This is a genomic window from Streptomyces sp. NPDC030245 (genome assembly GCF_055572995.1).
Genome location: NZ_JBVICF010000010.1, coordinates 53,072 through 78,968 on the forward strand (window position 1 = coordinate 53,072; position 25,897 = coordinate 78,968).

A 25,897-nucleotide genomic window follows, 5' to 3' on the forward strand; every position below is an offset into this window, starting at 1 on the left:
CGATATACGCGCCTTCGAAGTGCCCGGCCACCATCTGGAACATACCTGCTCCAACTCTGGGACATCTGCTAGTCGATGGCCGTACCTTCACACCACAGACGGCCTCAACCGCCTAGGAGCGACATGGCAGACCTCCAGCTCATCTGTGATGCCTGCAAGAAGCCCATTGAAGATGACAGTGGCTATCTCTGGATCGACAACGAACAGGTCAATGCCGCACTCGCAGCTGCAGCCGAATGGACCCGCAAGCACACCATCCCCGAAGGCCAGCCTCTCGCCGGCGGACAAATAGTCAGCGCGGGAGACCTGCTCGACTACCCGGAGGAAGTGCCATGGCAGGCCCACCACCACGACTGTGACCCCAGCCATAACGCCAACGCCTACAGCATCCAGGCGCACCGGATCGACACCTGGGCTGGACTCCTCGACTGGACAGCTCACCTCATGGAGAAGGACTGGCTCATCCACACCGACTGGGGCGACCTGCTCCGCAGCATCCACACGAGTCATCACCGCCTCGCCCTCACCCCCACCAGCAAGGAGTCGTCGTGACAGGCGAACGGCTTACTCCGCAGAACGCGACGATCACCACCGCCGCCGTCGAGGTGAAGGCCCTCACCATCCGAGGCAAGCAGGTCACCCTCGCGGTCTTTCGGCAACTCAAGGAGGAAGCTCTGATCAAAGACGACGGCACACTCCTCGGCGAACCGTGGGGCGCCGTCAACTACCACCCAGACAGATGCGCAGATGCCCCTGAGCACCTGCACGTCGTCTGGCAGCACGAGGATGAACTCCGTCGCACAGCAGTCCAGATGCCCGGCGTCGGCTACCACCGGCATCCACTAGCGGACCTGTACGTCCAGGCCAGGATCATCGACGGGTCCATCCACCGCCCGCACGCCGCACCCGAAGCCGGCGACAGCCTGCACCTGAGCGAACGGATCCCCGCCGGGTGGCGCATGCTCGCGAAGGGGCGGTTTTGGCACGACGGCATGGACTTCGAGGGTGCCGTGCCCGTTCGCCTGCGGAAAGCATGGAGGCAGTCTTCGCGGTCCGTCTCCGACGAGGACCGGCAAGCCTTCGCGACGGCACTAAGCATGCTTGGAATCTCTCCCACCGAACCGGCCGAGCAGATCCAGGCCGAGCTCCTCTCAATGATCCCGACCGAGCGATACCGGGCCATCGCTGTCGAACTCATGCAGCTGCCGCAGCTGTTCATCGCGGTCTGACAGGCCCGTCACCAGGGCTGCTTCCTCGACAACCTTCAGCAGCGCCGAAGCAGACTTGATGCGCCCGTTGTCGTAGGCAAGCTGGGTGGACCGCTCGTGGGCCACGATCGCCGCCAGGCCGTTGGTGAGGGCCGTGTCGAAGGCGCCAGCGGCCGCGGCCGCCGTGGGCACCAGCTCGGGCCGCCGAGGGTTTTTCTCGCACTGACGGTGCACAGCGCCCATGAAGACGGGGGACGGAAACGGTCGCTCGTCTCTGCCACCGGAAAGCGCAGTAACCACAGGTCTCCGCCTCCGGCGAGAACCCCGGCACGGACCAGGGCGCAGGACGGATCGCGCCGGGGGCGAGCTGCGCGCTAAGCGGAACCCGCTGCAGTGCGGCGGGCATCCGGAGTCGGATGGTGGTATGTCTTCCACACCAGCCCGCCGCACGCGGTTACCTCGCCCTCATCGCCTTATTGCCCGTCCCAGCTCGGGGGGCAGACCCGTTCGTCCGCCGAGGAGTGCACCCGGCCCTCAGCATGGTGCAGGGAGTCTGGATTGGGCGCGGCGCATCGAGTTGGTATCGATCCTGATCGCGTCTTTGGTGGCGGTGGCCGGCCTCTGGTATTCGAGTGTCCAGACGCAGCAGGCCAATGATCAGACCCGGCAGGAGAGGGCGTTGACGAAAGAGGGGCAGATCACCGACCGCTTCAACGCCGCGGTGGGCAACCTGGGAGACCAGGCCGACGAGGTGCGCCTCGGTGGAATCCTCGCACTTCGGCGGATTATGGAAGACTCGCCTCGCGATCAGCCAGCCGTTGTGGACGTTCTCTCGGGGTATGTCCGCACGCGTGCGCCGGCCGCCGGAGGCGGGACGAAGCGGGACGCTGGCGGCCGGCCCGCCCCCGACGTGCGGGCAGCGTTCGAAACGCTCACCCAACGGAACCCGGTCCATGACAAGTCAGCCCGGGTCGATCTGCGTGATACGCACCTGCGTTACATCGGTGTGCGGCCAGGCCCGGCCGGGGCTGAAGAGACAGGGGCGAACGGGCAGAGGCTGGAGCGCGCCAACCTCTCCGGTGCCGACCTGGCCAACGCACATTTGCCCCGGGCACGTCTTTCGGGAACCCATCTCGTCGGCACCCGACTGGAAGGCGCCGATCTCCGAAGGGCCAACCTGCGCGGCACGGACCTGCGCGGAGCGCAACTCCTCGGCGCCGACCTGAAGGGCGCAGACCTGCGGGGCGCCTGGTTGCGAATCGAAGGCAAGACCAGCGGCAACGGCAAAAGCGACTCTGACACAGAAGCCCCGGCCTCCGAACAGCCTGCCAAGATCAGCGCGGACCAACTCCTCGAAACCCAATGGGATCACACCACCCTGCTTCCATCCGCCCTGAAGGACGACCCCCGTATCCGCAAGCAGCTCTCCCGCATGCACACGGGCACGCGGTGAGAGAGGACCCGTTTCAGCGGACGTAGATCCATAGCCGGGCCGGGGGCGGAAACGGTCGTCTACGCCCACTTCGGCCGGTTCGATGACCCGAGCGCGCGCACAAGGCAGGTGGGCGCGCAAGCCCAATCAGGTTCCTGCATTTGCGCCTCCCCCCTTTCGCGCCCCGTCGCACCGTATGAGACACAGCCAAGTGTCTGGAAAACCATCGAACTTGGGCTAGTACCACCAGCCCTCACCCTGGGGCAGGCGGGGCACGCTCTCGGCGAGCGCGACAGCGACGGGGTACTCCACCCCGCCAGCGTCCGGCCGCACACGAAGGCGTGCGCGGCGGACTGCTCCGGTCGGTCACACCGTCCAGACGTCCGACCCGCCGCCCTGCCACTCGATCAGCGGCGAGCGCACGACGTCCATCTCGTCGTAGCTCTGCAGACCGGCCTCCTGCATAAACGCGGCTACATCCTGCGCCGAGAAGGCACGTCCGGAGATCGTCCCGTCGATCCGGACACGCCTGCCGCCGTCCTTATCAGGCGGGTCAACGACGACGGGATAATCAGCGGCCATGTGTCCAGAGTGCGGCGGACACATCCAGCCCGCAGCCTGGCCTGCGCCGCCCGAGTCGCAGGAGAGCGTCAGCGGATCCAGACGCAACGTTTCTGCGGTGAATCTCCTCCTCCACCCGGCTCAAGCACACGGTAGACAGGCCTGCGGACGGTAAGCCTGCCGTCGTGATCAAGAACCTCAGCCGCGGCCTCGCCGCGCTCAGCCTGTCCCTGGCACCGCTCCTCGCCCCCGTACCCGCACAGGCGCAGGCCGTTCCCACCGAGACCACGACCCTGGCCGATGCCGTGCACCGCATCCCGGTCGCCGATGAAAACCGCGGCGGATACAAACGCTCTGCCTTCAAGCACTGGAACGCCGGCGCGGTGAAGGACGACGGCTGCAACACCCGGGCAGAGGTACTGATCGCCGAGGCCAGCGAGGCGCCCACCGTCAAGTCGGGCTGCAAGATCTCCGGCGGAGAATGGGTCTCGTACTACGACGCCCAAGAGGTCGAAAACGCCGGCGCGCTCGACATCGACCACATGGTGCCACTTGCCGAAGCCTGGGACTCCGGCGCTTCCCACTGGAGCAAGGAGCGCCGCGAGGCCTACGCCAACGACCTCGGCGCCGAGGCCTCGCTGGTGGCAGTCACCGCCCGCACCAACCGAGCCAAGGCCGACCAGGACCCGGCCCAGTGGCTGCCGCCTCTGCCCGCCGCGCACTGCCGCTACATCTCCGAATGGGTGTCCACCAAGCTGCGCTGGGATCTCGCAGCGAACCCGGCCGAGCTCGACGCCATCGCCGTCTACGCCTCCGGCAAGTGCAAGGACACCCCCGTCCGGTACACCGCCGCCCCATGACCGACTGAAGCCCGCGCCCGGAACTGTCGGAGCCCCCGGTGCCGTCGCCACCACGAGGGCTCCGACATGCTTCCGGGCCACTGGGTGCCGGATCTTGTCTCGGCTGAACTGGCCCGGCTGCGCCCTTACGAACTGCTGCCACGACCTCGCGCCCCTCAAGATTCCGGCGACGCCACCCAGGGGCAGCCCGCTCGCCGCGGTGGACGGCTACTACGGCCATCAGATCGACCCGGGCATGCCCGCTTCGTACTGGAACATTAACTGGGACAAGTCCGACTGCGGCTACGGTGTCGGCCAGGTGACCGACGGCATGCGCCTGCCCGGGCACGAGAAACCGCACGAGACCAGCCTCTCCCCGGCCCGGCAGAAGGCCATCGCCGTCGACTACGCGACCAACATCGCCGCCTCGATGAAGATCCTGGCCGACAAGTGGAACGAGGTCCACAAGGACGGCCAGAAGGTCACCGTCAACAACGACGACCCCTCCCGCGTGGAGAACTGGTTCACCGCCGTGTGGAACTACAACCTCGGCTTCAACCCGCCGTCGGAGGCCTCCAAGAACGACGGGCACTGGGGTCTGGGCTGGTACAACAACCCGGCCAACCCCATGTACAAGAAGAGCTGGAACCACCCGTTCATGGACACGGACGTGGACGGCACCGAGGCCAACCACGACGCCGCCCACCCCCAGGACTGGCCCTACGAGGAGAAGGTGATGGGCTGGGCCGCCTGGTCCATCGACACCGGATACTCCTACGGCACCGACGGCCGCCAGGACTGGCCGGGCGAGTCCGGGTTCTCCTCGGCCGGCTTCCGCCCCGCCTGGTGGACCAGCACCGGACAGCGCAGCCAGGTCTCGCCGCCCTTGAGTACCTTCTGCAACAGCGACAACAACTGTGACCCGACGTCGCCGCCCAACTGCGGCACGGAGGAGTGCTACGCGCAGTACTGGTGGAACAAGCCCAACGCCACCTGGAAGACCAACTGTGACAACGACTGCGGCCACGAACTGATCAAGTACCAGACGTTGATCAAGGAACCCGGGCGCGGGACGCGCCTCAAGGACGGCACCCCCGTCTGCTCGGGAGCACCGGCCGGCTCGCAGGTCATCGCCTCCGTGCCCGCGGGAACCGAGACCTGGAGCGACTGCGGCAAGGTCGACTCGGCCGGCAGCTTCCGGTTCACCTTCAACCCCAGCACACTGGGCACCCATTACGAGGCCAAGGCCGACCTGCACCAGATCGGCGGCGGCTACGGCGGCCACTTCTGGTACGCGCACACCCGGGACACCGACCACCTCGGCGGTGAGGGCGGGCTCATGACGGTGAAGGGCACCTGGAAGCTGGGGAGCGCCGTCAAGGGCGGAGGAGCCAGGCTCTACGCGCACATACCCGACACCGGGGCCCAGACAGGCAAGGCCGTCTATCACGTCACCACTCCGTTCGGGACGGTCGACAAGACCGTCGATCAGAAGGCGAACCGGGGAAAGTGGGTGTCGCTGGGAGCCTACAACTTCAAGGATCAGGCACCCGAGGTGACTCTGACCAACACCACCTCCGACGGCACCGGCGACGACGACATCGCCTGGGGCGCCATCGCCGTCAAGCCGGGCGACTTCGGCGACTTCCCGACGATCAAGTTCAAGGCCGAGAACCCCACCGCGCCCGACATCGACAACATCGCCGCCCAGAAGCCGCAGGACGTGGCGCCCCCCACCTCGGCTCTCGCGCTCGGCGCCCGTAGCAGGAGCACCTCGCCCGCGACAAGAGCGGCGGACCGGTGCTCCGATCCGACGGACCAGGGACTGCGCATCTGCGCCGGCCCCTTCAAGGTCTCCACAGGCAAGGCCAGGCGGTCGCTCGGCAAGACCTCGGTCCGGGCTGCTTCGTCGGGCCCGGTCGGCTGGTGCAACTCCCTCTCCGGTACGGCATCGAAGTCGACCCGGACCGAGGGCTGCATTCGCGGCACCTACGCCGTCAACGTCACCAACAAGGACGGCGCGGTGGTCGGCGGAGGCACGGTCCACGTGACCCAGCAGATCGAACTGAATCCCAAGTCGCAGATGTTCACGGTGTGGTCGGACTTCTCACTGCCTGACCTTCAGGGCGAAGCGGCCAGCCTGACCCTGGACAACTATGTCAACACCTGCTGGGCCACGAGCGAGTGCACAAAGGACAAGCTGGGGCCGTGGTCGGGCAGTACCACGTTCACCCAGCACGACACACACTCTGTCTCTCGCACGGAGACGTACAGCTGGAACAAGGTTGCGGGCGGCCAGGGCACCCTGCACTTCACCTGGGACACCAGCTGGAGCGGGCCCGGGATGAAGGGCAGTGCGAACAACAGCTGGCGGGACAAGGCCTTCGACATCCGATGCGACAACCAGGTCGCGGGGAACACCGGCTGCGTCTTCCCCCACACCACCCCCACGTTGCCGCTGAACACGGCCAAGTACCCGGCTGCTGCGGCTTACTACTACGCCATGCAGGAGAAGCTCGCCTCGCACCCGGGCAGTGAGAGGCACAAGAAGCCGCTCCACCGCGAGGCCAACGAGAAGACCGCCAGGAACAACCGGAACATCATCTGCAAGCTCGCCGTTGCGGAATGGAAGCCGAACAGCAAGGCGATCGGGAAGAGCTGCGACGAGTACCCGTTCGCCAAGTCCAAGGAGAGCGGCGGCACCCAGGTCGCCTCTGGCAAGGAGTGCGTGCAGATGTACGCGCTCGCCAACGGGGACGGCACCTACACCGTCAAACTGGACGAGAACTACGCCTACCCCACCTACAAGGAGGTGTGCGGCCGCCTGGCCGTCACGACCGCGCAGAACACGGCCGCGGGGGGTGACCTCGGGCGGTTCACCCAGGACGTGAGACTGCTCGACAGCGACGCGTACTGGGTCAGGACAGGTTTCGAGTCCTGCGACGTCAACACCGTCTGCAACTTCTAGGAAGGAACTGCCCGCGGCCGGCTCACGGGGTGAGCCGGCCGCGCGGCACCTCCCACTGCACCATGTGCCCTTCGTGCACGCGTGGCGTCAGGCCGTCCATCGCGGCCACGGCCGAACCCGACCGCAGCGCCTCCAGCATGTCCCGCAGCATCGCTCCCACGGAGGGCCATAGGGCGGTGGGCGCCGGGTCGCCGAAGGACATGCCGCCCACAGACCCTTCGAGCCCCGCACGATGGTCGACGAAGATCATGTCCCCGGTGACGTCCCGCGCGAGGGGGATCCAGGAGGGGTGCGCGATACAGACCGGCGCGGAGTCGGCGGAGCCCTCTGCCGCCGCGTCCTCTGCCATCTCGACAAGCTCCCGGTGAGCGGCGAGCATCAGGTCGACGTCGAGGAGCACGTACCCGAAGAAGAAGGCGCCCGGGTCCAGACTTGACTCCGGGAAGCGGCACCCCCCGCACAGCGTGAGCAACGACCGCAGGTCACGGTGGACCGGAAGGCCCAGACCCTCCTCCAGCCGTGCGATCTCCCGGTCGGACAGACCCACACGCAATGTCCCGGCATCACCTGGTGCATGGTCCGCCAGCCATTCCGTGACCTGTGCCCAGAGCTCCGCCGGATCACCCGACCCGTCCGTACTCACGCGGCGATCATCCGATCCAGGTCTGGAACCGCATGCGCTCCTCACCACAACCACCCGACTGCCCGGAGCGCTGGGCATCGGACGGAACGTAGTGGGATCCGTAGGGCTCGGATGACAGTGTGCACTGGGTCTTCACGGGAGACAGGGCGACGGCCCCGAAGCCCACCAGCACCACAGCGGCCAGCACCCAGGCAACCTTCGAGCGGACAACGTGAACACCCATACGTCGATCATATGACCCATCCGGAACGATCGGTTCACCCGGCTCCTCGTCGTGGATATCTGACCGCCCTGCCCCCACGCACGATCCACCGGTGGATAAACATCACCTGCGAGGCCGCGGCAGGTACGTCCGCCACCGGCGTCGCACACGTGAGCCCGGACCAACTTGTCCGGGCGCACAGACTGTTCAGGGTACGGACGGCCTACAGCTCGAACTCGAGGTGCTCGATGTCCGTGAAGCGGACCTCCTCCAGGGAGCCGGCGCGGCGGCCGCCGTCCTGGAAGTACACCTCCTTGAGCGCTTCGGCGGCGATTGCCTGCAGCTGGGCGTCGCTGGCGCCAGCCTCTTGGGCGTTGAAGAGGCGAGCGGCGTACTGCGGGGGCAGGGCGACGGTCAGGTGTCGGATGCGGTCCTGATCCGTCGACCCGATCGGCGCGGTGTAGCCGAGGCGGGCGCGGGTGTCGATGACGATGCCGTCGGTGGACGCCGCCTTCGCCTTGGCCTTCGCCCGGATCTGCGGCTGCCACCGCTTCTTCACCTCGCCCTCCAGGCGCACGGCGAGGTCGGGGCGGGGTCTTTTGATCTGGTTCTTCACGTACCGCTCGACGGTGCGCTGGGAGATCCGCAGCAACTGGGCGACCGCCTTGGTGCCGCCCAGCTGCTTGACCAGATACCGCATCTGCGCGCCGGCCGACTTCGGTGCCGGGCGGGTGAACGCTTTTTGCACCGCCTTCTCCAGGCCGTCCCCGATCAGGCTCATGGTGGCCTTCTCCTACTCTCCGTTGTCGGCGTCGGTGACGGTGCCGTCCTTGATGTACCGGGCGAGGTTGAGGTCCGGGGCGTTGAACCGCTCGCGGACTTCCTCGCCCCACAGCACGGACTGGGTGCCCTCGTGCTTGACCAGGCCGGGGTTGACGCCGAGCTTGAAGCCGCCGGGCAGCGGCTTGCCGTCCCGGTAGGGCAGGAAGTCCAGCGGGCTCTCGCCGCCTGCGGCATAGACGACGCAGTCGGACAGAACCGCGATGGGGTACTGCCCGGTGAACGCCGCATGCTTGACGATCTTGCGGTGCAGGTTGATCCGGGTGCGGGAGATGACCGCCGCCCGGATGTCGGGCCGCCACGTCGGGCGCTCCAGCGCCCGCCACCGCTCACCCGGCCGCCAGCCCTCGCCCCGGGGCCGTTCGCGCAGCTTGCCCAGACCGCCCTTGACCGTCGCCTTGATCGCCGCGATGACGATCGCCAGCTCCGGGTCACGGGCCTTGTAGCCGTCCATCGCGGCAAGGAAGTCGGCCGACTCCATGTCGGTGTCGACGCCGAGGTCGGCCATCGTGGCGAGGTAGGCGTCACGCAGCCGCTGGTACCAGCCGTCCAGGTAACGGCCGTTCTCGTAGCGGACCCACGCCTCGATCGGCCGCACCTCGTAGCCGAGCTCCTGGGCGTAGGCGACGGTCGGCGTCGCGTACCAGGCCGGGCCCGTCGGCCGGTCGCCCTTTGGCGTGAACGGGGAGGGCAACAGCGAGCCGTCCAGCTCCACCCACTCCTTGCCAACCTTCACCTTCGACAGGTCGACGTGGGACAGGTCGACCAGCCACGAGCCGGGCAGCTTCGGGTCAAACGCGGGGGCCTTGACGTGCGTCGGCTCTCCCAGGCCGACGTTCAGCCCGTTCGCGCCAGCGGCGAAGGCCATGTTGACGTCGATGCCGACCAGGTAGCGCAGGGTGCACTCGGCATCGGTCATCGGCCGCGCCCAGTCGTACGCCTCCTCAAACAGCTTGTCCGCCGGGCCGCGCACGTGGAAGCGCGGCAGATTCTTGAGCAGCGGGTGCCCGTCCGGGGCCTCGCACGGCGCGCAGTCCACCGGGTCGCTGCCCAGCGACCCGGGTGTCTTGGTATCGGCCTGCCGCAGGACGCCGGTCTCCTCATCGCGCACGGCGTGGGTCGGCGGGTGCAGCGCGGTCATCAGCTCCAGGCCGGTGACAGCGGTGGAGCCACGCGGCGTCATCACCCTCGAGGCGTACATACCCAGGACGCGGGCGAGCTCCGCTGGCGGCAGCTGCGCGGCGGCACCCCAGAACCGGGCGTCCAGGGCGTTCCACGACGGGATACACAGCTGCACGCACTGGCGGTCCGATCCCTTGGCCGGACGGTAGATCCGGGCCCACGGCCCGAACCCGCGCTTGGTCAGCTTCCAGTCGGCGCGGGTCAGCTGCTTAATGACCTTGTGGCTTTCCGGGATCCGCCCGGCGTGCTTCTCCTCCTCGGTGAGCGCGACGGGCAGGCCGTAGCGCTCCAGGGCGGCCGCGGTGAGTACGAGCAGGGGGTCGGCCGGTCTTCCCGGGCCGGACAGCTTCGGCTGCCCGAGCTTGGCCTCCTTGAGCGTCCAGTCCACCAGGGACGGCAGGGACTTGGCAGGCACGTCCAGGACCAGGCCGCCGGTGCAGTACGCCAGCACCTTCCCGTCCTCGACGTCGACGACCGCCAGCGGCCCGTTTTCGAATCGCGGATTGGCGCCGCCTGGGGGGGTGCTGGCCGGGGCCGCCTTCTTTGCACCCGGGCGGCTCGACGTCGACGACGGCCTGGTGGTGCACGCCGGACGCGGCGCGGCCGCGGGAGCAGCGGCGACAGGAGCAGGGCTCTGGGTGTTTTCGGTAGCAGTCACGGCCGCAGCCTCGGACGCCTCTCCTGTCGACAGGGTCTGCGCTTTGGCCGGGGCGGGCGCGGCGATGAACGCGGCCGACACCGCGGCGTCAGGGGCGGGCGTGGCCGTGTCGGCCGGGGCTGCGGGGTAGAGCTCCGCGAGCTTGTCCAGCAGCCGGGCGTATGCGTCGCGCTCGGGCGGGCGGGGCTCGGTCTTGCCGGCCTCCCAGCCGGACACCGTGGCCCGGCGCACCTTCAGCGCGGTGGCCACTTCGTCGATCGTCAGGCCGTGCGCGGCTCGCAGCCGCTTGCGCTCCACCGGCGGCGGGAGCACCGCGCGGGACGCGAGCAGCGCATCGACCGCGTCGAACAGTTCGGACATGAAGCACCTCCTGCGGACACCCTAACCCCCAAAGCGTTCATACCGCGTACATTTGACGATCTTAAGCCGTACGATTCGCGTACGACCGCTATGTTGACCTTGAACTGATGCACGGCTGACGCTGGGAGGACGGGTAGGTGAGAGCAGGGTGCTGGGTGCATTGCCCGAGACGGAGAGCCGCCAGGTGCTGGAGCAGGTGATCGTTCCTGCGTGCACGAACGCGGCTGTCTCACATCCCCACCCCGTCGTCGTTGTGGTCGCGGGCAGCTCGGCGCGGGGAAGACCCTGATCGCTGACCTTGTACAGGCGGCGCTGGGCCGACGAGGCGGTGCGGTACGGATCTGCAGCGACCTCTACAAGCCGGTGCACTCCCGGTAGGCCGAGTTCCAGGCCGCCGACGTCCGCACTGCTGGCGTGAGGGGTGCGTCCGGACACGTGCCGGTGGCAGGGCGAGGTAGAGGAGCATGTCCGGGTGCACGGGTTCGATGCGGTGGTGGAGTCCGCTCTCGCCGCCCCGGAGGAGTTCCGGACGCCGTCTGGCGCATACCGGCGGGCAGGTCACCGGATCGAGGTCGTGACGGTGACGACAGCGGAGACACCTCAGGCGGTTAACGGGTCAAGTCGGCTGCTGGGGGCCGGTCGAACAGGCGGATCTCTCTCTGGGACGAGTGGGATGATCCCGCTGTGGATACTCACGGTTCTTCGTTTCGCCGGCGCCTCCTGATCGAGTCGCTGACGGTGATGGCGGCACCGGCATCGGACCAGACAACGTGGCTGGAGAAACACGGTGTCGTGACGGACGAGATTGCACTCGACTTCGATCACGCCTTCCGTATGGCCGAGCGCTTGATGGAGGACGGGCATATCGGCCGTGACTCGCTGCCCGACCTGCGGGTGATCGACTCGATCTTCGATGGGATGACACGCGACGAAGCCACGAACCAGTGGACGACAGCGGCTCTTGCCAGCGACCCCGGGTGGAGTGCTGTCCGGGATCTGGCGCGGACCGTTCTCGCCCGGGAAGGCGTGGACGCCTCGGTGTTGCCAGACATTCGCGTTGTCCGGTGAAGGCTCGACAGGTCAGGCTGCAACCGCCTGTGCAGCGGCACCGGCCTCTGAGAAGGCCACGGCCTCGTCATAGGCCCAGTTGTGCTGCAGGCAGCAGTAGAGCTGTCCGATCATGCGGTTGAAGAGTTCCTCTGAGCCGCAGAGTGCCAATCCCCGTGGTCGCGGCGCCGCCGGTAGTGCACCTTGGCCGCAGGTGATCGAGTGATGGCAGCGAAGGCCCAGAGGTAGCCGGCGTGGACGAGCCGGTCGTTCTTCACCCATCGCCGGGAGACGCTCGACTTCTTACCAGAGGCTCTGGTGATGGGTGAGGAGCCTGCGTATGCCTTCAGGCCGCGGGCGTCGGCAAGTCGACCTCGCCCGCCAGCAGCTGGACGGCACTCTCATGGACAAGCGGATCACCGTCTGAGGCACCGCCGTCAAACCACACACCGACGACATCCGTGACTCCCCCGCCCGTCCGACCTCCGGCATCCTGCCCGAGGTCCTCCACGCCCTCGACCTCGCCCAACAAGACCGCCCACAGGACTGGCACGACACGGCGATCGCTGCACTGGAGGTGAAGCCCGGAGACTGGCGGCCCGTCCGCAAGGCACTGCAGTCCCCCGCGCCGAGTGCCGACACCCGCCGCGACCGCAAACGAGCCCACCGCGCGGCGGACGGCATCGCCCTCTCCCCCGCCTCACCGTCTACGTCCGCAACAACACCCAGGAAACCGCCCCTCCTCCCGCTCTGGGACATACAACTCTCCCGCTCAGCACCCCATAAAGGCCCCGTCCCCTCCCGAGCTGCCATAAGGCTCGTCTACACGCGTCCCGGCCGAGGGCTAGCGCATACCACAGCGCACATCAGCGTGTGGAGGTGTGACTCCTTATCCGTTCACATACCTCACGTCGGCTGCTTGAGGCCCTTTCTGCCCCTGCGAGATAGAGAATTCGACGCGCTGCCCTTCCTCGAGGGTTCGGTATCCGTCCATTTGGATCGCACTGTAATGGACGAAGACGTCGACGGGCGGGTCACTGTCGACGGCGATAAAGCCGTACCCCTTTTCGGCATTGAACCACTTGACTGTCCCGGTCGTGAGACCGTTCTCCTGCCTGCTGGAATTTTCAGAATCCCCATCCGGTTCCGGCACCGATACGCCGGAGCCAGCTGGGCGTGGCTGGTTGCCTGTCCGGGCGGTGCGCCGGCCACGGTTCTCAATAGCCGTCAACAGGGCATCGTCGGTCGTTCCGAGCGCATGGTCGAGTGTCTCGTCGGCATTCCGAATGATGTCCTCGTGCACTGTTTCCGTTCCGGGCACTGCGCCGTGCTCGGCGCCACCATCCGGGCCGGTGAGCCGTGTGCGGACGGCCGCCAGAAGGGCTGTGTCCATCTCGTCAAGGAGCAGGCCCAGTTCGTCGTCTGAAGTACGCCGGATGTCACTCACTTCGGCCTCCTTCGGTCGGTGATGCCGAGCTGCTGCTTGAGAGTGCGCCGGGCCCGCGAGAGATTCTGCAGGACCGCGGCCTTCTCCAGGCCCATCGCCTCGGCGATCTCCCCGGTGGCAAACCCGTCGAGGTGCCAGGCCATCACGCTGCGCTGCTTGAAAGGCAGTTGGACCAGCGCATGCAGGACCCGGCGCTGCTGCTCGCCCAGTTCCGCGGCCTGAAGGGGAGTGCGCCAGTCCACGCACGTCGCCGCCAGACCATCCGTGAGGTCTTGTTCGGGCTGCTCGGGGACCATCTGCCGCAAAAAGGCCCGCAGGGCGACCGTGCGCAGCCAGGCCCGGGGGCTGCGCACCGGCCGCCGTGAGCGCATCAGTTCCACGAACGCGCTCTGTACCGCGTCCTCGGCCTCCGGGAAGGTGGCCCCATGGCGCAGCAGGAACCGGATGAGGTAGGCCCGGTCCTCCTGATAGGAGCCGCCGACATCGGCTGCCGACGCTGGCTGCTCCAGTGCACCGGGCACGGCTGCGGCGTCATCCGCCATGCGGCCCACGGCCTTCTCCCCTCGCCACCACTCCCTGGTACACAGCCAGTTGACGCCCCGCCTGGTCCCGTTCCTGCAAGGTACCGCCCTGACCCAGTGCCCTGATCCGGGCCGTGCGACCTTCCTCCTCAATGCGTGCCTTGCCCAACAGGGCCCGGGTGGCGATCCGGGCCCTGAGCAGCCGGGCGACACACCCGGCCGCGCACACGACGGCGGCCACTGCCGCACTGACAACTGTGCTGTCCACGACGCTGTGTTCCTCCTTCTTCGGCAAGGACAGGTGCCCTCGCTCCGGTAGAAGGTGGCGCCGAAGCCCCCGTTTTCTGACATCCAGGGCCCGGCCGTCTGCCGCCGACGGCCGGGCCTGCCCGTCCGCTTCACAGCAGCCGTTGCCCCAACTCGGAGCAGCACCGCCCTGCGAAGTTCACCCGATCACCTGATCGGGTGAACTTCTTAAACGATGGCTCGTTCCTACGTCGACAGGCGTGGCAGATTCCGTGGAGCACGTCGGTGGCCCATCACCGGCGTCCGCCTCATGCCGCCGACGGCGGAGCAGGAGCAAGCCGCGAAGGGCCCGGGTGCCCCATGAAGCACCGTCTGGGGCTGATCGTCTTCGGACATTGGCCTTCACCACCTACGGCCTGAACCCCGGACAGGTGACCGCCCTGCGTACCTGGGCCCTGGCCTGGTCGAGCGGCCTCGAGGCCCGACTCCATACCGAGGAAGGCATGGACGACAGCTGAGGACCGAGGCGAGCCTGCATCCGCTCCGGCTCGGCAACCACCTGCGAGCGATACCGCACTCAGCATCCCATTCACCTGCTGCTCGGATTCCCCGGTCTCCCCAGTTCGTCGAGCAACCGGCTGCCGGGGGTCTCAGGGGCAGTCGAGCCGCGGTCTTCCTCGCCTGCTGCAAGATCGGCGGTGTCTGCGAGCACCCTTTGGGCATCGTCCAGGTCCGGCCAGATGAGGACCAGCTTGGCCTCCGGCTCGCCAATGAGCCGTATGTTGCCTACTACTGGGCCGAGTTCCTCCTCCCCCGGCTGAACGGCTACGACGAATTCTCAAGCCCCCAAGACCGGATTATCGGCGTGCCCGGCCTCCGGTACCGCAGGGAGAGGGACGGCATCTGCCTGTACCGCCCCGGCATGCCGGCCAGCATCCTGCTTACCGGCTTCAACCCCCACTGGTGGGATCGTGTCGTTAACCGCTTCGCCCCGACTACGACCTGCTGCAGCCCAAGCCGGAGTGGACAGCCGAGGAGCGCGCCGCCTACGCCGCAGCCACCGCCTCGCCCTGCGATCCGCCCTCGATCTACTCGCCCCTGCTCCGCCGCATCCGGGCGACCGCCGGGCCGGGCCCGATCAACGGCACGGATGCCTGGCACGCTGTAGGCGGCTCCGTACGGCTGGAGACCACCGACGGCCCGCCCTGCCCCGACCTCATCCAGCTCCTGGGCCACGGCCCCACCGGAATCGGCTGGGAAGTCGCGCACAAACGATGTACCTGCCTGTGCGATCACACCCACGCAGACATCGGATGCAACGTCGATTTCGTGACCGGCGCGAAGCTGCCCGGCGCGTTCCAGCGCGGCGTGAACCTGCACGGCGTGAACCTCACCGAAGCGAATATGCGCGGCGCGGACCTCACCGACGCGATCCTGCGCGACGCGAAGCTGACCGGCGCGAAGCTACTCGCCAGGGGGGTGCGTCTGCCGCCAGGAGCAACCTGGAACCGGGCCACCCTGTGGCCTTTAGGGTTGGAGTTGGTAGTCCGCGAGCAGTCCGACGAAGTGAGCCCGGGGGTATACCGGGTACGTGGCGGACGGGCACCAGATCGGTCAGCGAGTCGGCTCTGACCCTGGCCCTCGGTCCTCATTGGGTGGGGCACACGGCGGCAGCGTCGGGCCTTCGGGCGGGATGGACACCGCTCGGTGACGGGGCCTACCTCAACTGCGGGATGGTGCGGTGCCGCACCGCAAACGCCCCCGCCGGGCACTGTTGGCGGGTGAGGAAGACGACAATGCCGCCCACCGCAAGTGGTCCGCGCGCGGGTGGAGCATGTGATCGGACGCATGAAGAACTACAAGATCCTCCGCGGCTGCCGGCAACACGGCGACGGCCTCCACCACGCCATCCAGGCCGTCGCCCACATGCACAACCTCGCCCTCGCATCATGATCAGAGAACTGCCCTCATTGGCTCTGACCTGCCCGAACGCAGCCTTGTGCAACACGCTTTAACGATGAGGACGGAGAGCGAATTGTCTTGGCATCGACTGCCACAGTGATCATGGCCCGGGTAGCGTCGTGGGGCAGTGACGCGAGTGAGGGGAGAGTCCACGTGGCGTTGGTTCATCGCGACGAGTTCACGGTCCTGGTTGAGCGGTTCTTGCTCTGGTTGCAGGATGCCGACGAGGACATCATCGACGACTGGCCTGAGGGTGAGGGAGGGCTGGTCGTGGGAGAGCACGGGCGGGTGGACATCAGAACAGGCGGTCACACCCATTGGGCCGCGTTCACGGTCGAAGTCTGGGACTCACCGCCTGCGCCGGATCAAAGTGCGCTGTGGGAGGCGACGGGGGAAGCGGAGCTGGACTCTTCCTCGGGGCAGCTGCAGTTCCACACGGCAGGCGGTCCGGACGAGCATGACATCAACCTTGGTGTGGCGGGACGGCGGTGGCGGCTGAGGGCTCATGTAGTGGGGCAGGAAGCAGTCGCTCCTCTCGCCGAGCAGGGCGTACCGAAGGGCGTGGAGCGGTTCCTGCTGCAGTTCTGGCCAGTGTGATGCCGCTGTGGGCGGATGGCCTCCGTCCACAGCGGCATCACATCAGAACACCTTGATCAGGACACCTTGATCATGAATCCGTCGTCGGGCCCGTCAATGATGCGGTTCTTGGAGTAGAAGCCGCTCATAATATTTCCGCCGGCTCCGTTGTCTTCCTTGGGAATGGGCCGGGCGGAGAAGTTCTTCTTGGGTGCTTTGCCTTGCGGATCGTACTTTTTGAGTGCTTGGGCAGCACCCTCGTAGGTGGTGGAGAAGGGGAACTCATCGCACTGCTTCTTCCCGCCCTCCGCGTATCCGGCCCCCCACTCGGCCTTGCACACCTTGATCGCCTCCCTGCGGTTGGCCTCGCGGCGTTCTTTGTCGTGAAACAGGCGGGTGAGGGGGCGGCTGGCGGTGCGGCCAGGGATGTCCTTCTTGGTGTTTGCTGGCTCAGTTTTCGTCGGCTTGGTGTAGGCGTCCTTGATGTGCTGGGCCGCGAGTCGCTCCTTGGCTCCGGGCTTGGTGCTGAAGGGCATCGCTACCGCGTAACTGAACGAGGCTCCGCCGTCGGCCCTGGATCCGGCCAAGTAGCTTGCCTTGTCCCAGCGCGGAGCCAGGAAGAACGGTGTGGCGCGCGTCGGCCCTTTCACCTGCCAGCCGGCGGGGTACTTCACCGTGAGGTCGGGCTGGAAGATGGTGAACAGGGCGTCATCGCGCCCAGAGCCCGTACCGGTCTTGCCCGTGAGGTTGTGGGAGAACCCTGGTTCGGGCTGTGCGGCGAGAGTCGCCCAGCTCTGCGCGGAGGGGAAATCCCCGCCCTGACTGATCTGGGCGCTGGCCGGCCAGGTCTGAGGCAGCGATACCTTCGGTGTGATGATCATTGCGGGTGCCCCGGTTTGCCCGACGGCCTCGAACCGGTAGTAGTGGCGGAAGTTCACCGTCCGGCTTCCCTCGGCGATGGTGCCCACCGACAGGAAGGCTATCTGGCTCTCGCCGGACGGCCGGTCGTTGATGGACCAGACCGAGTTGAGGGTGGAGCCCGAGCACACCGCGAACCGGGACTTGATGTAGAACTTCTCGTGCGTTTCCAGGCCCTTGAGGCATTCCTTCTTGGTCATGGTCCGCGGCGGGTCCGGGTAGGGGGGTGCCGCTGCCTGCCGGGCCGGGCCGCTGGACGTAGGCAGCGGTGCGGTCGAGGACGGAGTTTTCGACTTCGGTGCCCACCGCCCGGCGGGCCCGAGAGTTTCCAGGGCGGCGTGAGGCTGCGTCAGCTCCGCCGTGTTCGCCGAAGTGGCACGTGACGCGGCGGCATCCTCCCCGAGGCCCTCAAGGGTCGGCCGTGGAGCACCGGCCGGCCCGATAGTGGTGACGACCTCCATCTGAGGGGCAGGCTCGTCGAGTGCCTGGGAGGAAGCCGGAAGCGCCACCGATATCAGGACCGCAGCGATCGAAACCGCGGCCCAACGTCTACGGAACGGTAATGGGCGACTTGCTGTCTGCATCTGTTCTCACAAGGTCGTGGTCGGTCTGTCACCGAACGTGTTCGGAGGCGAACCCACATGATCATTAAGTCAAAAGCGATGTCAACGCTCTTTCAGGACAGGAGCGTTGCAATCGGTGCACCCGGGACAGCCGGCGGGAGGAGCATGTGCCGCGGCGTGTGAGATGAACCTGAAACTGTCCCCGGGACACCGGCCTCGCGCCGACGGTCGGGTCACTCTTCCTGGCCCTGTTTCACCGGGCCACCGGGTCAAGCAGTAGTGGTTCTGCCTCAGGTTTTGTGGTGCCGCCACGCGCGGTTGACTAGACACTTTTCAACCAGCGGGACGAATACGGGTCTCTTGCCGCAGCCCACGACGGACGGCTGCACTGGTAGTTGGTGGTGGCGCTTGGGCCAAGACGGGGACGCCCGTGATCATCGGCCTTTCCGGCATAATCACACATCCTGGACTTAGTGCTGTTCGGTATCCCCGTTGCAGAAACGCGGCTGAGGAACGGCTATTTCTGCCCCACGGGCACCACACTGGTCCTGACCTGCGGCGTTGAGGAAGAAGAACACCTATTGATACCGGGATCCGTCGGGCGCCGAGGGTGGTTCGGGTGGAGTGTCACCCGGGCGAGGGCAAAGGTCGTACCGGCGGACCGTGCCAGGCAATACCGGACACGACCAGCGCGAGATCTACTGGCGCCTTGTCAGCCCCAGCGCCCCGAACCGGGCAGGCTCGGCAGAGCCGGATCATGACGCCGGCCGGTCACCCTCCGAGGCGCCGGAATCGAGCGACGTGGCCGCAACCAGACGCTCGACGAACGTCTTGAAGTCCGCGGCCAGCGGGAGCTCCGTTTCGTCTTCCACGTCGAACCACGTCACCGACGGCTCCCCGCGCTTTCCGCACCTGCGGTAGTCGAGAGCGATCCAGCAGTGACCATCACCGGACAACAGCACCAGCGGGGACGGCAGACCGCATTCCTCGACCAGATATGCCGTGTCCAGCAAAGACGACTGGCCCTTGTGACGGCCGATGCCCATCATGTCGTCGAGCGGAACGTGGTTTTCGCTCCACGACGTCGCCACATCGGTCGGGAACGCATTCCACAGCTCCGCCACCGCACCGCCGTTCTGGATTCGCAGGATCTCCAGCAGCGAAGCTGGCAGACGGACACCGAGCTGACACTCGGCATCCTGAACGACCGCGTCGGTCAACGGCAGTTGGACCCCGTACCGGCCCTCGCCCCAGAACGTCGCCTTGACCTCATCAAACTGCGCCACGAGCGCATCCTATGGGCCCCGAGAAACCGGGCCGCACTGCTCCGGGTCCATGTCCGCGTTCTCCGCGGGCTTCGCGAAGAAGCTCCGTCTCGACGACTGTGATGCGTACTGGCTCGAGACCGGCATGAGCGGCGACTGCGAGGACAAGAACGGCGTCTTCAAGTGCACCATGAAGACGAGCTGACCCTGTAACAGCACAGGGGGGCACACCAGCCAGGGGTGCCGCCCCTCCCCTCTTTGTGTCCTGGTCGCGTCTACACGGGCTCCGGCAGTACCACCGCGGACAGCTGTCCCTGTTCGACTGCGTCCCGGTCGATCCGGATGCCGCTCAGGCTGCCGACGGCCCGGTACACGGCCGGCGCCCAGTCCGACAGGCCCGTCTCCGACCACGGACGGGCCGCAGGAGCGAGCCGGGCATGGACGGCACCGTGAGCAGCGAGCCTGTCGTCAAGAACGGACAGGCGAGCCGCGGTGTCTTCGGGAAGCGCGGAGTATCCGTCCCGGAACGCCGTGCCGAAATCAGCCGACCATGCCATCCGGTCATCGGCCGGAGAGGAGTAGAGGATCACGGCAGGCGCATCGTGGCGGTTGAGCGTCACGCACACCATCTCCTCTCCTTCACGGGACAGAACGTCATCGTTGTCGAACTGGGACAGGAACACCGTGGCCGCGTCCCCGTCCTCCAGGACAAAGGACCAGTCACCACTGGTTCCGACCATGGCGACCGACCCTTCGACGTCGTCCGGGATGGTGTAGTCCCGATACGCGACCGGCATCCCGGTCGTGACAGCGCCCAGGCGGTCGAGCCACGCGGGCGTGTCAATGCCACGTATCGCGGTCAACGAGATCCCCTCACGCATACCCGGTGTGTCGCGAGACGGCACGTCGGCGCAGGCGTGCTCGCCGATCCAGGAGAGGTCATGGTGGTCGTTGTGCATCCCCCTCACGGTATCCGTCGGTCCGGGTCAGAGAATCAGCTCACCGACAGGAAGGCCGCAGGCGACGCCTGGAAGGGCAGCCGCCACGGCCTGGTCTTCACCACCAAGTCCAAGTGGGCCTTCCAGCTCGGCAACAGGGGAGAACACCGGATCACTCTCGATCTCCTTCTGCGTGAGTCTCATGCCCTTGTCGATGAGCGCGTCCCACTTCTCCGAAGCCCACTCGGCATGGCCATCCCTTGATGACCCGGTGATCCACGGTCAGATGCAGGACCGCACGACGCCCTCGGCGAGCAGTGTCCACCACCGCAGCCGCCACCCCAACCGCGCGCTGCTGGTGCCGCGCCTACGCCTGGCCCGCGACCACTGCTTGACCGGCCTGGTCCGGCTCAGCGAGCTGCAACTCAAGGCCTTTACCAGACGTCACGTAGATCCACTACTTGTTCGTTCGGCCCGGATTCAGGGGAGATGTAGGCGCGTTGTCGTCCTTCAGAGAACATGTCGCGCAAGTACATCCCGGGGAAATCCAACAGTTCGTGCCGGTGGGCAAGGCGGATGCGTACCCGATAGCGGTCGTCCCCGTTCAGGAGCAGTACGTCACACCAGTCCTGACTCGGGGCTTCGAAGCCGAGCACCAGGGTGTGGTCCTCGGCGAGAGGCGTGATCCAAGTCGACATGTCTTCCAGCAGCCAAGCCATGACCATCCATGCGGGTGCGTCAACTGCGGGCTGCCAGTCGTGTTCTCGCCGTCCCGCGCGCCCGGGCACGGGAGGTTCTCCCTCGAGATACGAGGGAGGGGCCACCGGGCCGTCCATCGCAGTGAAAGTCACCTGCCGGGATCGCATTTCGATGGCGGAAATGCGGAATCCATCCAGTCCCAGGTCGAAGGCAACTTCGGAAGAGCGGGAGAGGAATTCGCTGTCAGGGCTGGCCACGAAGCCTCCTTCAGATAGCGCGAGGACACTGTCCCCGACCCGTTGGGGCCAGGGACAGTAGGGTACGTGAGGCTTCCTGGATTTTGGCGTAGAGATACCGGTCCTCGTGGGCGGCAGCCGTTTAGGCGGCGGGCTCCGGGAGACTACGGCTTCCGACGGACATCATGCCGTCGGTGGCCTCAATCTGTTCCAAGGACATCGTGGCGCTGAGCGGTTCGTAGGAGCGCACGTAATACTCGCTGCCATCTTCGGCATCCTCGTCCGCGGGAATATTTCCCTCCACGACGTCGTCTTCTTCCGCGACAGTGCTCTCGTCCTCCGGGTCGAAGCCGTCCGAGGGTGGCACCTCGTTGTCCGGTGCCTCATTCTCTGGGATTACGCCCTCTTCTTCAGGGGCAACGCGGTTGTTCGCTTTGGCCAGAGCCTTGCTGACCCAGTTCGGGCACCAAACAACGCCCGTGCAGTACATAGTGATGACGCCCTTATCCTGACCGTCACGCAACTCTTTTTGATTGATGGTCAGTTGCACCTTTTTCTGTCTTTCGATGTGGCATACACGGTTACGGCATCTGTACTTCTGAGCGTAACCCGTAGATCGGTAGGTCTCTCCCCCGATGTTTTTCCTGACTGGGGACTTGGCGACAAACTCGACGGCCGCATATTTCGTGATGTTGTGCTTCTTTTTGATCTTGTTCCACCCGAAGCCCCGGTCCACCATTAACTGGTAGTAACCGACCCTCAGAGACGCCTTCCCCGGGCCGTAATAGTCAAGGTGCTTCAAAATCCTGTAGGCCGGATTGGCGGCCTGCGTATCGGGCTCACTATTGGTTGAGGCGGTCGCTGGAAGGCTGGCTGCCGCGAGTGTGACCATGGCAGCCAGGCCGATGGCCGCGGTCTTTAGGCGCTTCATCCTGCTGGTCCCCTATGGGTGTGATGTCTGGAGTGATCGATACCTGCCGGATCCTAGCCAGGACACCACCGGTGACCAAAGGGTTGCAAAACAACGGTGTTTCAGCCATTTAAGTTTTCCCTTGTACCGCCTCCCGCAAGTCGCATTGGAGAGGCAGTGTCACGCCCTTCCAAAGCAGTAACACATGGTTGGTTTTGTGCTGCTATGTCATAGGGGGAGGCGTCACGAGGAGAGGGCATTCGACGTAAGCAGAGGAGTGAACTCCCTGACAGATCGGCGGAAAACGAGGCGTGAGTGACGTTACGCCAACGGGCGCCAACAGTTCGAGCTGACGTCCGGTGCGGCCGCAGGTCGCTCGGGCATCGGCATCAATGGCCATCGCCGCAGAGCGGGCTGCTCCACCCATCCCCGCTCCGCAGTCGGACGTGGGCCAGGCCGCATTCAACGTCTCGCCCTCGCTCATGCCTACCCCAGCCGAGCAGCCGAGATCCAGGTACTCAAGGCGGGCCAGGCGTCGTACCTGGGCGACGAACGCCCGAGTGAACAGGCGTTACGCCGACGTCTCGCAGTACTGATGGATGCGGTCGGACACCATTGGTGGCCGGCAGCGCGGTTGCGCCAGTCCAGGACCTGCTCCCAAGTCAGCTCCTCGAGGACCAGCTCTTGGTCGCCGACGACCTCGACGTCCGCGGACTTCAGCTCCGGAGCGAGGGCGACGGCGGCCGGGCGCAGCACGGACAGCACTACCGGAGCCGCCGGTTCGTCCACGGTGACGTCGGCCAGCTGCGCGGCCGCGGCCTCGGCCTCGGCCTCGGCCTCGGCGGTAGCTTGCCGGACGCGGACCTGCGCCCGTTCGTACTCGCGGGCACGCGGATGGGCGGTCAGGGCGGTCACCCGCTCGTGCAGTTTCCGGTCGGCGGCCACGCTGCGCTCAGCCTCAGAGGCCTTGAGTATCGCCGCGTCCACGGCGGCCGAGACCGCGCTGCGCTGGGCACCGCGGTTGGCCCGCCCTCCGCGCAGGGCGGGCAGTCCGGCCGGAGTCGAGCAGCACCCGGTCGTCGCACCGGGCGGCCGCACGGTCCAGCCGGCAATGAGGTCGACCTCCAGCTCGACGGTCTCGGCGTCGTTCATGATCAAGGTCTGCTCGTGCAGCGTGACGGCCGTGGTCACAGCGTGCCAGAACCCGCGAGAGCGCGGCTGCCACGCCCGGCATCTGGCCGGGTACCAGTTGACGCGCTCCCAGGGCAACGGCGCTAGCGGGCATGCCAGTCCGCGGCTGGGGCAGTCCGCCTGCTCCATACGACTAGGTGACTACATCCGTCCGGCGATTCAAGCGAACAGTGCTGTAAAGGCCGCGGTCACCGTCGCGGCGAGAGTGAGAAGCACAGCGAAGACGGTGGCGGCCCGGGTGAGGGCGGCGGGGTACGCAGCGCCCTCCAGGCGGGCGAGTTTGCCCGCGCCGGCGGAGGCCAGCAGTGCGATGACGATCACGAGTGCAATAGCCAGAAGGACGACGGCCACCGTGGTGGCCGGTAACGTCTACCACCTGTACCTCCTAAGCCTCCAGCCCGCCATCAAGGCCCAGGTCATCATCCCATCTGGGCCGCGCCCTAGAAATGCCTGCCGATACCGAAGGACACGTCCCGGTCAGCATTGAGTCCGAAACCGGGTCCCTCGTCGTCACCCAGCTCGAGTTCGGACCCGTCGGCGAAATGACTCTGCCGCAGCCTGGTGTCCATGAAGATCATGCCTGGTGGAGCGGTCTACAGGCCGCAGCCGACTATCTTGACCAGGACACCGAGACCTGGAATCTCGAGCAGACCCGTGACTACTCGCGCAGTGCCCCGCGGGCGAACGCTACGTCTCGACCTCGCTTACACCCGTGAAGCCCGCCCCTCGACGAAGGCCACGACCTTTGACGTCTGATACTCGTTCGCCACGAAGCTGGTGAACCAACTGATCGAGTTCGCCGAGGACAGCGGCTCAAGTGGCTAGTTACCGTGGCATCCCATCGTCCGGACGGCAGCACGCGCACAGACTCCTGCTGGAGGGGGCAACGCTGCTCTGCTCCTGTGAAGTGACCGACCAGGGGGAAGGGTTCATCAGGCCTGTGTAGGCAGCCCGCCGTTACCTGTGGCAGGTGTGTCTGGGTGGTCGTGGATCCAGGACAGGCCACCCAGGTCGAGGCGCCTCCGGGCGCGGGTGACGGCGACATAGGCGAGGCGGGCTTCGTCGTCGTCGATCGGGCCGGGCAGAGGCTGGCCTTGGCCGTCGCGCTCCTGACTGTCCTTAGGCGGGGTGAAGTCGTCTGCGACTTTCACCTCTGCCCATTCGCGGCCCTTGGCCTTGTGAGCGGTCGAGACGGTGACTTCTGCCTGCTCCTCGGGGGTGAGCTGGGCGACGGCGGTGAGGATGGCTTCGGGGCCGTGGGTGTCGATGAGGTCGACCAGTGGCTGCAGGTCGCCTCCGGCCGGGTCGTAGGCGGCATAGTCCTGCAGTTCGCCCCAGCAGCTGAACAGGACTAGCTCGGGGTGGGCGGTGCGGCGTCCTTCCTTCAGGTCGCGGGCGGCCAGGGCCAGGGCACGCAGGCCTTCTCCTCCGCCGACGAGTGCCACGCGGTGTCCAGCGGTCAACAGGGTCATCACTTCGGCCAGGGCTCCGACGTTGGTGCGGCACAGCACGGCGTCGGGCCGCGCGAGGGGACCGAGTTCGGTGGGAACAGTGTCAGTGCCGGTCAGACGGATGGGGGCGCCGACGATCTGGAGCCAGCGGTTGGCTTCGGCGGCGAGGTGGGGGCCGAAGCGGAAGGACTGCGACAGGGTCAGGGCGGTGCCGTCGAAGCCGGTCATGACGTCTTTGGCGCCGCGCCAGCCGTAGATGGCCTGCGCGGAGTCACCGACCATCACCAACTGGGCGTGACTGCGCTGGTTGAGGAAGACCTGCTCGACGACGGGGTTGGTGTCCTGGGCCTCGTCCAGGAGAAGGTAGTCGGCGCTCAGGGTGGGCTGGCGGAGGGCCCAGATCTTCAGGTAGTGGTCGTGCTCGAAGCGGACCGCTCCGTCGTCGGGGTGCTGCAAGTCGGCCCAGGCCTTGCGGGCGAACGGCACGATCAAACGTGCGAGTTGGGCATGGTGGTCGGGGTCTTCCAGGCCGCGCAGGCGGGGTACGTGGTGGCGGGTGATGGCCGGATCGGCGGAGTGGCAGAAGCGGGTCACGGTGCGCAAGGTGGCGTAGGAGAGGGTCCGTGGTGTCACATCGCGCTCTCCCAGGCGGGCCGGTTTGGCGATGCCGAGGGCTTGGCCGACCTGTCCGGCGGGGCGGCGGGGCGCGTTCAGACGTCGGGTGTAGCGGTGACCGAGGGCGGCGTAGGCCAGGGCGTGGGCCGTCTTGGAGGTGACGGTGGGCGGAAAGCGTGTGGTGGCGTCACGGGCGATGGCACGGTTGTAGGCGAGGTAGCGGCCGCGGCGCCGGGTGCCCTGGGCGAGCAGGGCCAGGGTGGTGGTCTTTCCGGTTCCGGCGCCGGCTTGCAGGACCAGGTGGTCCCCGGCGCGGAAGGTATCAGCGGCAGCAGTCTGCTCGTCGGTCAGGGTCAGCACGGCGGTGCTCCGGGGTGAGGTGAGGCGGACGGGCCGCCTGGAGTTGAGGGTTGTTGGCA

General features: G+C 66.7%; 28 protein-coding genes and 2 pseudogenes. 12 read left to right on the forward strand and 18 right to left on the reverse strand.

What is annotated here, in order from left to right:
- The first annotated feature begins 123 nt into the window (after positions 1-123).
- Positions 124-552 carry a hypothetical protein gene (locus ACZ4Z4_RS25595; RefSeq protein WP_468331690.1) on the forward strand — a complete coding sequence of 143 codons (429 nt, stop codon included), beginning with the start codon at positions 124-126 and terminating at the stop codon, positions 550-552.
- On the forward strand, positions 549-1,229 hold the full coding sequence (locus ACZ4Z4_RS25600) for a hypothetical protein (protein ID WP_468331693.1): 681 nt from the start codon (positions 549-551) through the stop codon (positions 1,227-1,229). The genes ACZ4Z4_RS25595 and ACZ4Z4_RS25600 overlap by 4 nt, the downstream gene beginning before the upstream one ends.
- Here the strand turns inward: ACZ4Z4_RS25600 and ACZ4Z4_RS25605 are convergent.
- Positions 1,152-1,451: a hypothetical protein gene (locus ACZ4Z4_RS25605; protein ID WP_468331696.1), complete on the reverse strand. Its 300-nt coding sequence runs from the start codon at positions 1,449-1,451 to the stop codon at positions 1,152-1,154. The genes ACZ4Z4_RS25600 and ACZ4Z4_RS25605 overlap by 78 nt on opposite strands.
- A 334-nt stretch (positions 1,452-1,785) precedes the next feature.
- Here ACZ4Z4_RS25605 and ACZ4Z4_RS25610 point away from each other — a divergent pair, with 334 nt between their 5' ends.
- A complete protein-coding gene (locus tag ACZ4Z4_RS25610) occupies positions 1,786-2,661 on the forward strand; it encodes a pentapeptide repeat-containing protein (RefSeq protein ID WP_468331699.1) in 876 nt (291 codons plus the stop codon).
- Between the two features lie 345 nt (positions 2,662-3,006).
- On the opposite strand, the gene ACZ4Z4_RS25615 is transcribed toward ACZ4Z4_RS25610, so the two are convergent.
- The gene (locus ACZ4Z4_RS25615) at positions 3,007-3,222 is read right to left on the reverse strand and encodes a hypothetical protein (RefSeq protein WP_468331701.1); all 216 of its coding nucleotides are present in this window, start codon (positions 3,220-3,222) and stop codon (positions 3,007-3,009) included.
- Positions 3,223-3,386: 164 nt separating this feature from the next.
- Here ACZ4Z4_RS25615 and ACZ4Z4_RS25620 point away from each other — a divergent pair, with 164 nt between their 5' ends.
- Together ACZ4Z4_RS25620 and ACZ4Z4_RS25625 are read left to right on the forward strand one after the other, a co-directional pair.
- Complete coding sequence (locus tag ACZ4Z4_RS25620; RefSeq protein WP_468331704.1) at positions 3,387-4,061, forward strand: HNH endonuclease family protein; 675 nt, start codon at positions 3,387-3,389, stop codon at positions 4,059-4,061.
- A gap of 94 nt (positions 4,062-4,155) precedes the next feature.
- The gene (locus tag ACZ4Z4_RS25625) at positions 4,156-7,008 is read left to right on the forward strand and encodes a golvesin C-terminal-like domain-containing protein (RefSeq protein WP_468331707.1); all 2,853 of its coding nucleotides are present in this window, start codon (positions 4,156-4,158) and stop codon (positions 7,006-7,008) included.
- 22 nt (positions 7,009-7,030) lie between these two features.
- Here ACZ4Z4_RS25625 and ACZ4Z4_RS25630 read toward each other — a convergent pair whose 3' ends face one another.
- From ACZ4Z4_RS25630 to tap, 4 genes are all read right to left on the reverse strand, one after another.
- A complete protein-coding gene (locus ACZ4Z4_RS25630; RefSeq protein ID WP_468331710.1) occupies positions 7,031-7,555 on the reverse strand; it encodes an SMI1/KNR4 family protein in 525 nt (174 codons plus the stop codon).
- Between the two features lie 103 nt (positions 7,556-7,658).
- Complete coding sequence (locus tag ACZ4Z4_RS25635) at positions 7,659-7,874, reverse strand: hypothetical protein (RefSeq protein ID WP_468331713.1); 216 nt, start codon at positions 7,872-7,874, stop codon at positions 7,659-7,661.
- Positions 7,875-8,076: 202 nt separating this feature from the next.
- A complete protein-coding gene (gene tpg / locus ACZ4Z4_RS25640; RefSeq protein ID WP_468331716.1) occupies positions 8,077-8,634 on the reverse strand; it encodes a telomere-protecting terminal protein Tpg in 558 nt (185 codons plus the stop codon).
- A 12-nt stretch (positions 8,635-8,646) separates the two neighbouring features.
- Positions 8,647-10,893: a telomere-associated protein Tap gene (tap, locus tag ACZ4Z4_RS25645; protein WP_468331719.1), complete on the reverse strand. Its 2,247-nt coding sequence runs from the start codon at positions 10,891-10,893 to the stop codon at positions 8,647-8,649.
- A 210-nt stretch (positions 10,894-11,103) separates the two neighbouring features.
- Here tap and ACZ4Z4_RS25650 point away from each other — a divergent pair, with 210 nt between their 5' ends.
- From ACZ4Z4_RS25650 to ACZ4Z4_RS25660, 3 genes are read left to right on the forward strand one after another with little or no spacing between them, the layout of a single operon-like run.
- Positions 11,104-11,271: a zeta toxin family protein gene (locus ACZ4Z4_RS25650; RefSeq protein ID WP_468331722.1), complete on the forward strand. Its 168-nt coding sequence runs from the start codon at positions 11,104-11,106 to the stop codon at positions 11,269-11,271.
- Between the two features lie 43 nt (positions 11,272-11,314).
- The gene (locus tag ACZ4Z4_RS25655) at positions 11,315-11,617 is read left to right on the forward strand and encodes a zeta toxin family protein (protein ID WP_468331725.1); all 303 of its coding nucleotides are present in this window, start codon (positions 11,315-11,317) and stop codon (positions 11,615-11,617) included.
- Positions 11,578-11,961, forward strand: coding sequence for a hypothetical protein (locus ACZ4Z4_RS25660; RefSeq protein WP_468331728.1), 384 nt, complete (start codon positions 11,578-11,580; stop codon positions 11,959-11,961). The genes ACZ4Z4_RS25655 and ACZ4Z4_RS25660 overlap by 40 nt, the downstream gene beginning before the upstream one ends.
- Before the next feature lie 12 nt (positions 11,962-11,973).
- Here the strand turns inward: ACZ4Z4_RS25660 and ACZ4Z4_RS25665 are convergent.
- From ACZ4Z4_RS25665 to ACZ4Z4_RS25675, 3 genes and pseudogenes are all read right to left on the reverse strand, one after another.
- Positions 11,974-12,317 (reverse strand): annotated as a pseudogene (locus tag ACZ4Z4_RS25665) (transposase); the annotation flags it as partial.
- Positions 12,318-12,829: 512 nt separating this feature from the next.
- Positions 12,830-13,093, reverse strand: coding sequence for a cold-shock protein (locus ACZ4Z4_RS25670; RefSeq protein WP_468332525.1), 264 nt, complete (start codon positions 13,091-13,093; stop codon positions 12,830-12,832).
- A 290-nt stretch (positions 13,094-13,383) separates the two neighbouring features.
- A complete protein-coding gene (locus ACZ4Z4_RS25675) occupies positions 13,384-13,929 on the reverse strand; it encodes an RNA polymerase sigma factor (protein WP_468331731.1) in 546 nt (181 codons plus the stop codon).
- A gap of 1,554 nt (positions 13,930-15,483) precedes the next feature.
- Here ACZ4Z4_RS25675 and ACZ4Z4_RS25680 point away from each other — a divergent pair.
- The 3 genes and pseudogenes from ACZ4Z4_RS25680 (at position 15,484) to ACZ4Z4_RS25690 (ending at position 16,713) form a co-directional block, all read left to right on the forward strand.
- Positions 15,484-15,786 carry a pentapeptide repeat-containing protein gene (locus ACZ4Z4_RS25680; RefSeq protein WP_468331734.1) on the forward strand — a complete coding sequence of 101 codons (303 nt, stop codon included), beginning with the start codon at positions 15,484-15,486 and terminating at the stop codon, positions 15,784-15,786.
- Positions 15,787-15,845: 59 nt separating this feature from the next.
- Positions 15,846-16,107, forward strand: a pseudogene (locus tag ACZ4Z4_RS25685) (transposase family protein); the annotation flags it as partial.
- Positions 16,108-16,269: 162 nt separating this feature from the next.
- Complete coding sequence (locus ACZ4Z4_RS25690; protein WP_468331737.1) at positions 16,270-16,713, forward strand: hypothetical protein; 444 nt, start codon at positions 16,270-16,272, stop codon at positions 16,711-16,713.
- 56 nt (positions 16,714-16,769) lie between these two features.
- Here the strand turns inward: ACZ4Z4_RS25690 and ACZ4Z4_RS25695 are convergent, their stop codons facing one another.
- Positions 16,770-17,810 carry a NucA/NucB deoxyribonuclease domain-containing protein gene (locus ACZ4Z4_RS25695; protein WP_468331739.1) on the reverse strand — a complete coding sequence of 347 codons (1,041 nt, stop codon included), beginning with the start codon at positions 17,808-17,810 and terminating at the stop codon, positions 16,770-16,772.
- Positions 17,811-18,928: 1,118 nt separating this feature from the next.
- The gene (locus tag ACZ4Z4_RS25700; protein WP_468331742.1) at positions 18,929-19,459 is read right to left on the reverse strand and encodes an SMI1/KNR4 family protein; all 531 of its coding nucleotides are present in this window, start codon (positions 19,457-19,459) and stop codon (positions 18,929-18,931) included.
- 49 nt (positions 19,460-19,508) lie between these two features.
- Between ACZ4Z4_RS25700 and ACZ4Z4_RS25705 the strand changes: the two genes are divergently transcribed.
- Positions 19,509-19,643, forward strand: a complete 135-nt coding sequence (locus tag ACZ4Z4_RS25705; protein WP_468331745.1) for a hypothetical protein — start codon at positions 19,509-19,511, stop codon at positions 19,641-19,643.
- 70 nt (positions 19,644-19,713) lie between these two features.
- Here the strand turns inward: ACZ4Z4_RS25705 and ACZ4Z4_RS25710 are convergent, their stop codons facing one another.
- The 7 genes from ACZ4Z4_RS25710 to ACZ4Z4_RS25740 form a co-directional block, all read right to left on the reverse strand.
- A complete protein-coding gene (locus ACZ4Z4_RS25710; protein WP_468331748.1) occupies positions 19,714-20,397 on the reverse strand; it encodes a hypothetical protein in 684 nt (227 codons plus the stop codon).
- Positions 20,398-20,424: 27 nt separating this feature from the next.
- The gene (locus ACZ4Z4_RS25715; RefSeq protein WP_468331751.1) at positions 20,425-20,580 is read right to left on the reverse strand and encodes a hypothetical protein; all 156 of its coding nucleotides are present in this window, start codon (positions 20,578-20,580) and stop codon (positions 20,425-20,427) included.
- A gap of 230 nt (positions 20,581-20,810) precedes the next feature.
- A complete protein-coding gene (locus ACZ4Z4_RS25720) occupies positions 20,811-21,332 on the reverse strand; it encodes a hypothetical protein (RefSeq protein WP_468331754.1) in 522 nt (173 codons plus the stop codon).
- 121 nt (positions 21,333-21,453) lie between these two features.
- Positions 21,454-22,242 carry a hypothetical protein gene (locus ACZ4Z4_RS25725; RefSeq protein WP_468331756.1) on the reverse strand — a complete coding sequence of 263 codons (789 nt, stop codon included), beginning with the start codon at positions 22,240-22,242 and terminating at the stop codon, positions 21,454-21,456.
- 465 nt (positions 22,243-22,707) lie between these two features.
- Entirely contained in the window at positions 22,708-23,412 is a 705-nt protein-coding gene (locus tag ACZ4Z4_RS25730; protein ID WP_468331759.1) for a hypothetical protein, read from the reverse strand.
- A gap of 159 nt (positions 23,413-23,571) precedes the next feature.
- Complete coding sequence (locus tag ACZ4Z4_RS25735; protein WP_468331762.1) at positions 23,572-23,733, reverse strand: hypothetical protein; 162 nt, start codon at positions 23,731-23,733, stop codon at positions 23,572-23,574.
- Between the two features lie 611 nt (positions 23,734-24,344).
- A complete protein-coding gene (locus tag ACZ4Z4_RS25740; protein WP_468332528.1) occupies positions 24,345-25,835 on the reverse strand; it encodes a UvrD-helicase domain-containing protein in 1,491 nt (496 codons plus the stop codon).
- Positions 25,836-25,897: the final 62 nt, after the last annotated feature.

What these genes read in the sequence shown, in the direction of transcription:
- tap (WP_468331719.1), bottom strand. Translation starts at nt 10,893, where the DNA reads ATGTCCGAACTGTTCGACGCGGTCGATGCGCTGCTCGCGTCCCGCGCG.
- ACZ4Z4_RS25710 (WP_468331748.1), bottom strand. Translation starts at nt 20,397, where the DNA reads ATGCACAACGACCACCATGACCTCTCCTGGATCGGCGAGCACGCCTGC.
- ACZ4Z4_RS25725 (WP_468331756.1), bottom strand. Translation starts at nt 22,242, where the DNA reads ATGAAGCGCCTAAAGACCGCGGCCATCGGCCTGGCTGCCATGGTCACA.
- ACZ4Z4_RS25695 (WP_468331739.1), bottom strand. Translation starts at nt 17,810, where the DNA reads ATGACCAAGAAGGAATGCCTCAAGGGCCTGGAAACGCACGAGAAGTTC.
- tpg (WP_468331716.1), bottom strand. Translation starts at nt 8,634, where the DNA reads ATGAGCCTGATCGGGGACGGCCTGGAGAAGGCGGTGCAAAAAGCGTTC.
- ACZ4Z4_RS25635 (WP_468331713.1), bottom strand. Translation starts at nt 7,874, where the DNA reads ATGGGTGTTCACGTTGTCCGCTCGAAGGTTGCCTGGGTGCTGGCCGCT.
- ACZ4Z4_RS25615 (WP_468331701.1), bottom strand. Translation starts at nt 3,222, where the DNA reads ATGGCCGCTGATTATCCCGTCGTCGTTGACCCGCCTGATAAGGACGGC.
- ACZ4Z4_RS25715 (WP_468331751.1), bottom strand. Translation starts at nt 20,580, where the DNA reads ATGAGACTCACGCAGAAGGAGATCGAGAGTGATCCGGTGTTCTCCCCT.
- ACZ4Z4_RS25705 (WP_468331745.1), top strand. Translation starts at nt 19,509, where the DNA reads ATGTCCGCGTTCTCCGCGGGCTTCGCGAAGAAGCTCCGTCTCGACGAC.
- ACZ4Z4_RS25675 (WP_468331731.1), bottom strand. Translation starts at nt 13,929, where the DNA reads ATGGCGGATGACGCCGCAGCCGTGCCCGGTGCACTGGAGCAGCCAGCG.
- ACZ4Z4_RS25595 (WP_468331690.1), top strand. Translation starts at nt 124, where the DNA reads ATGGCAGACCTCCAGCTCATCTGTGATGCCTGCAAGAAGCCCATTGAA.
- ACZ4Z4_RS25605 (WP_468331696.1), bottom strand. Translation starts at nt 1,451, where the DNA reads ATGGGCGCTGTGCACCGTCAGTGCGAGAAAAACCCTCGGCGGCCCGAG.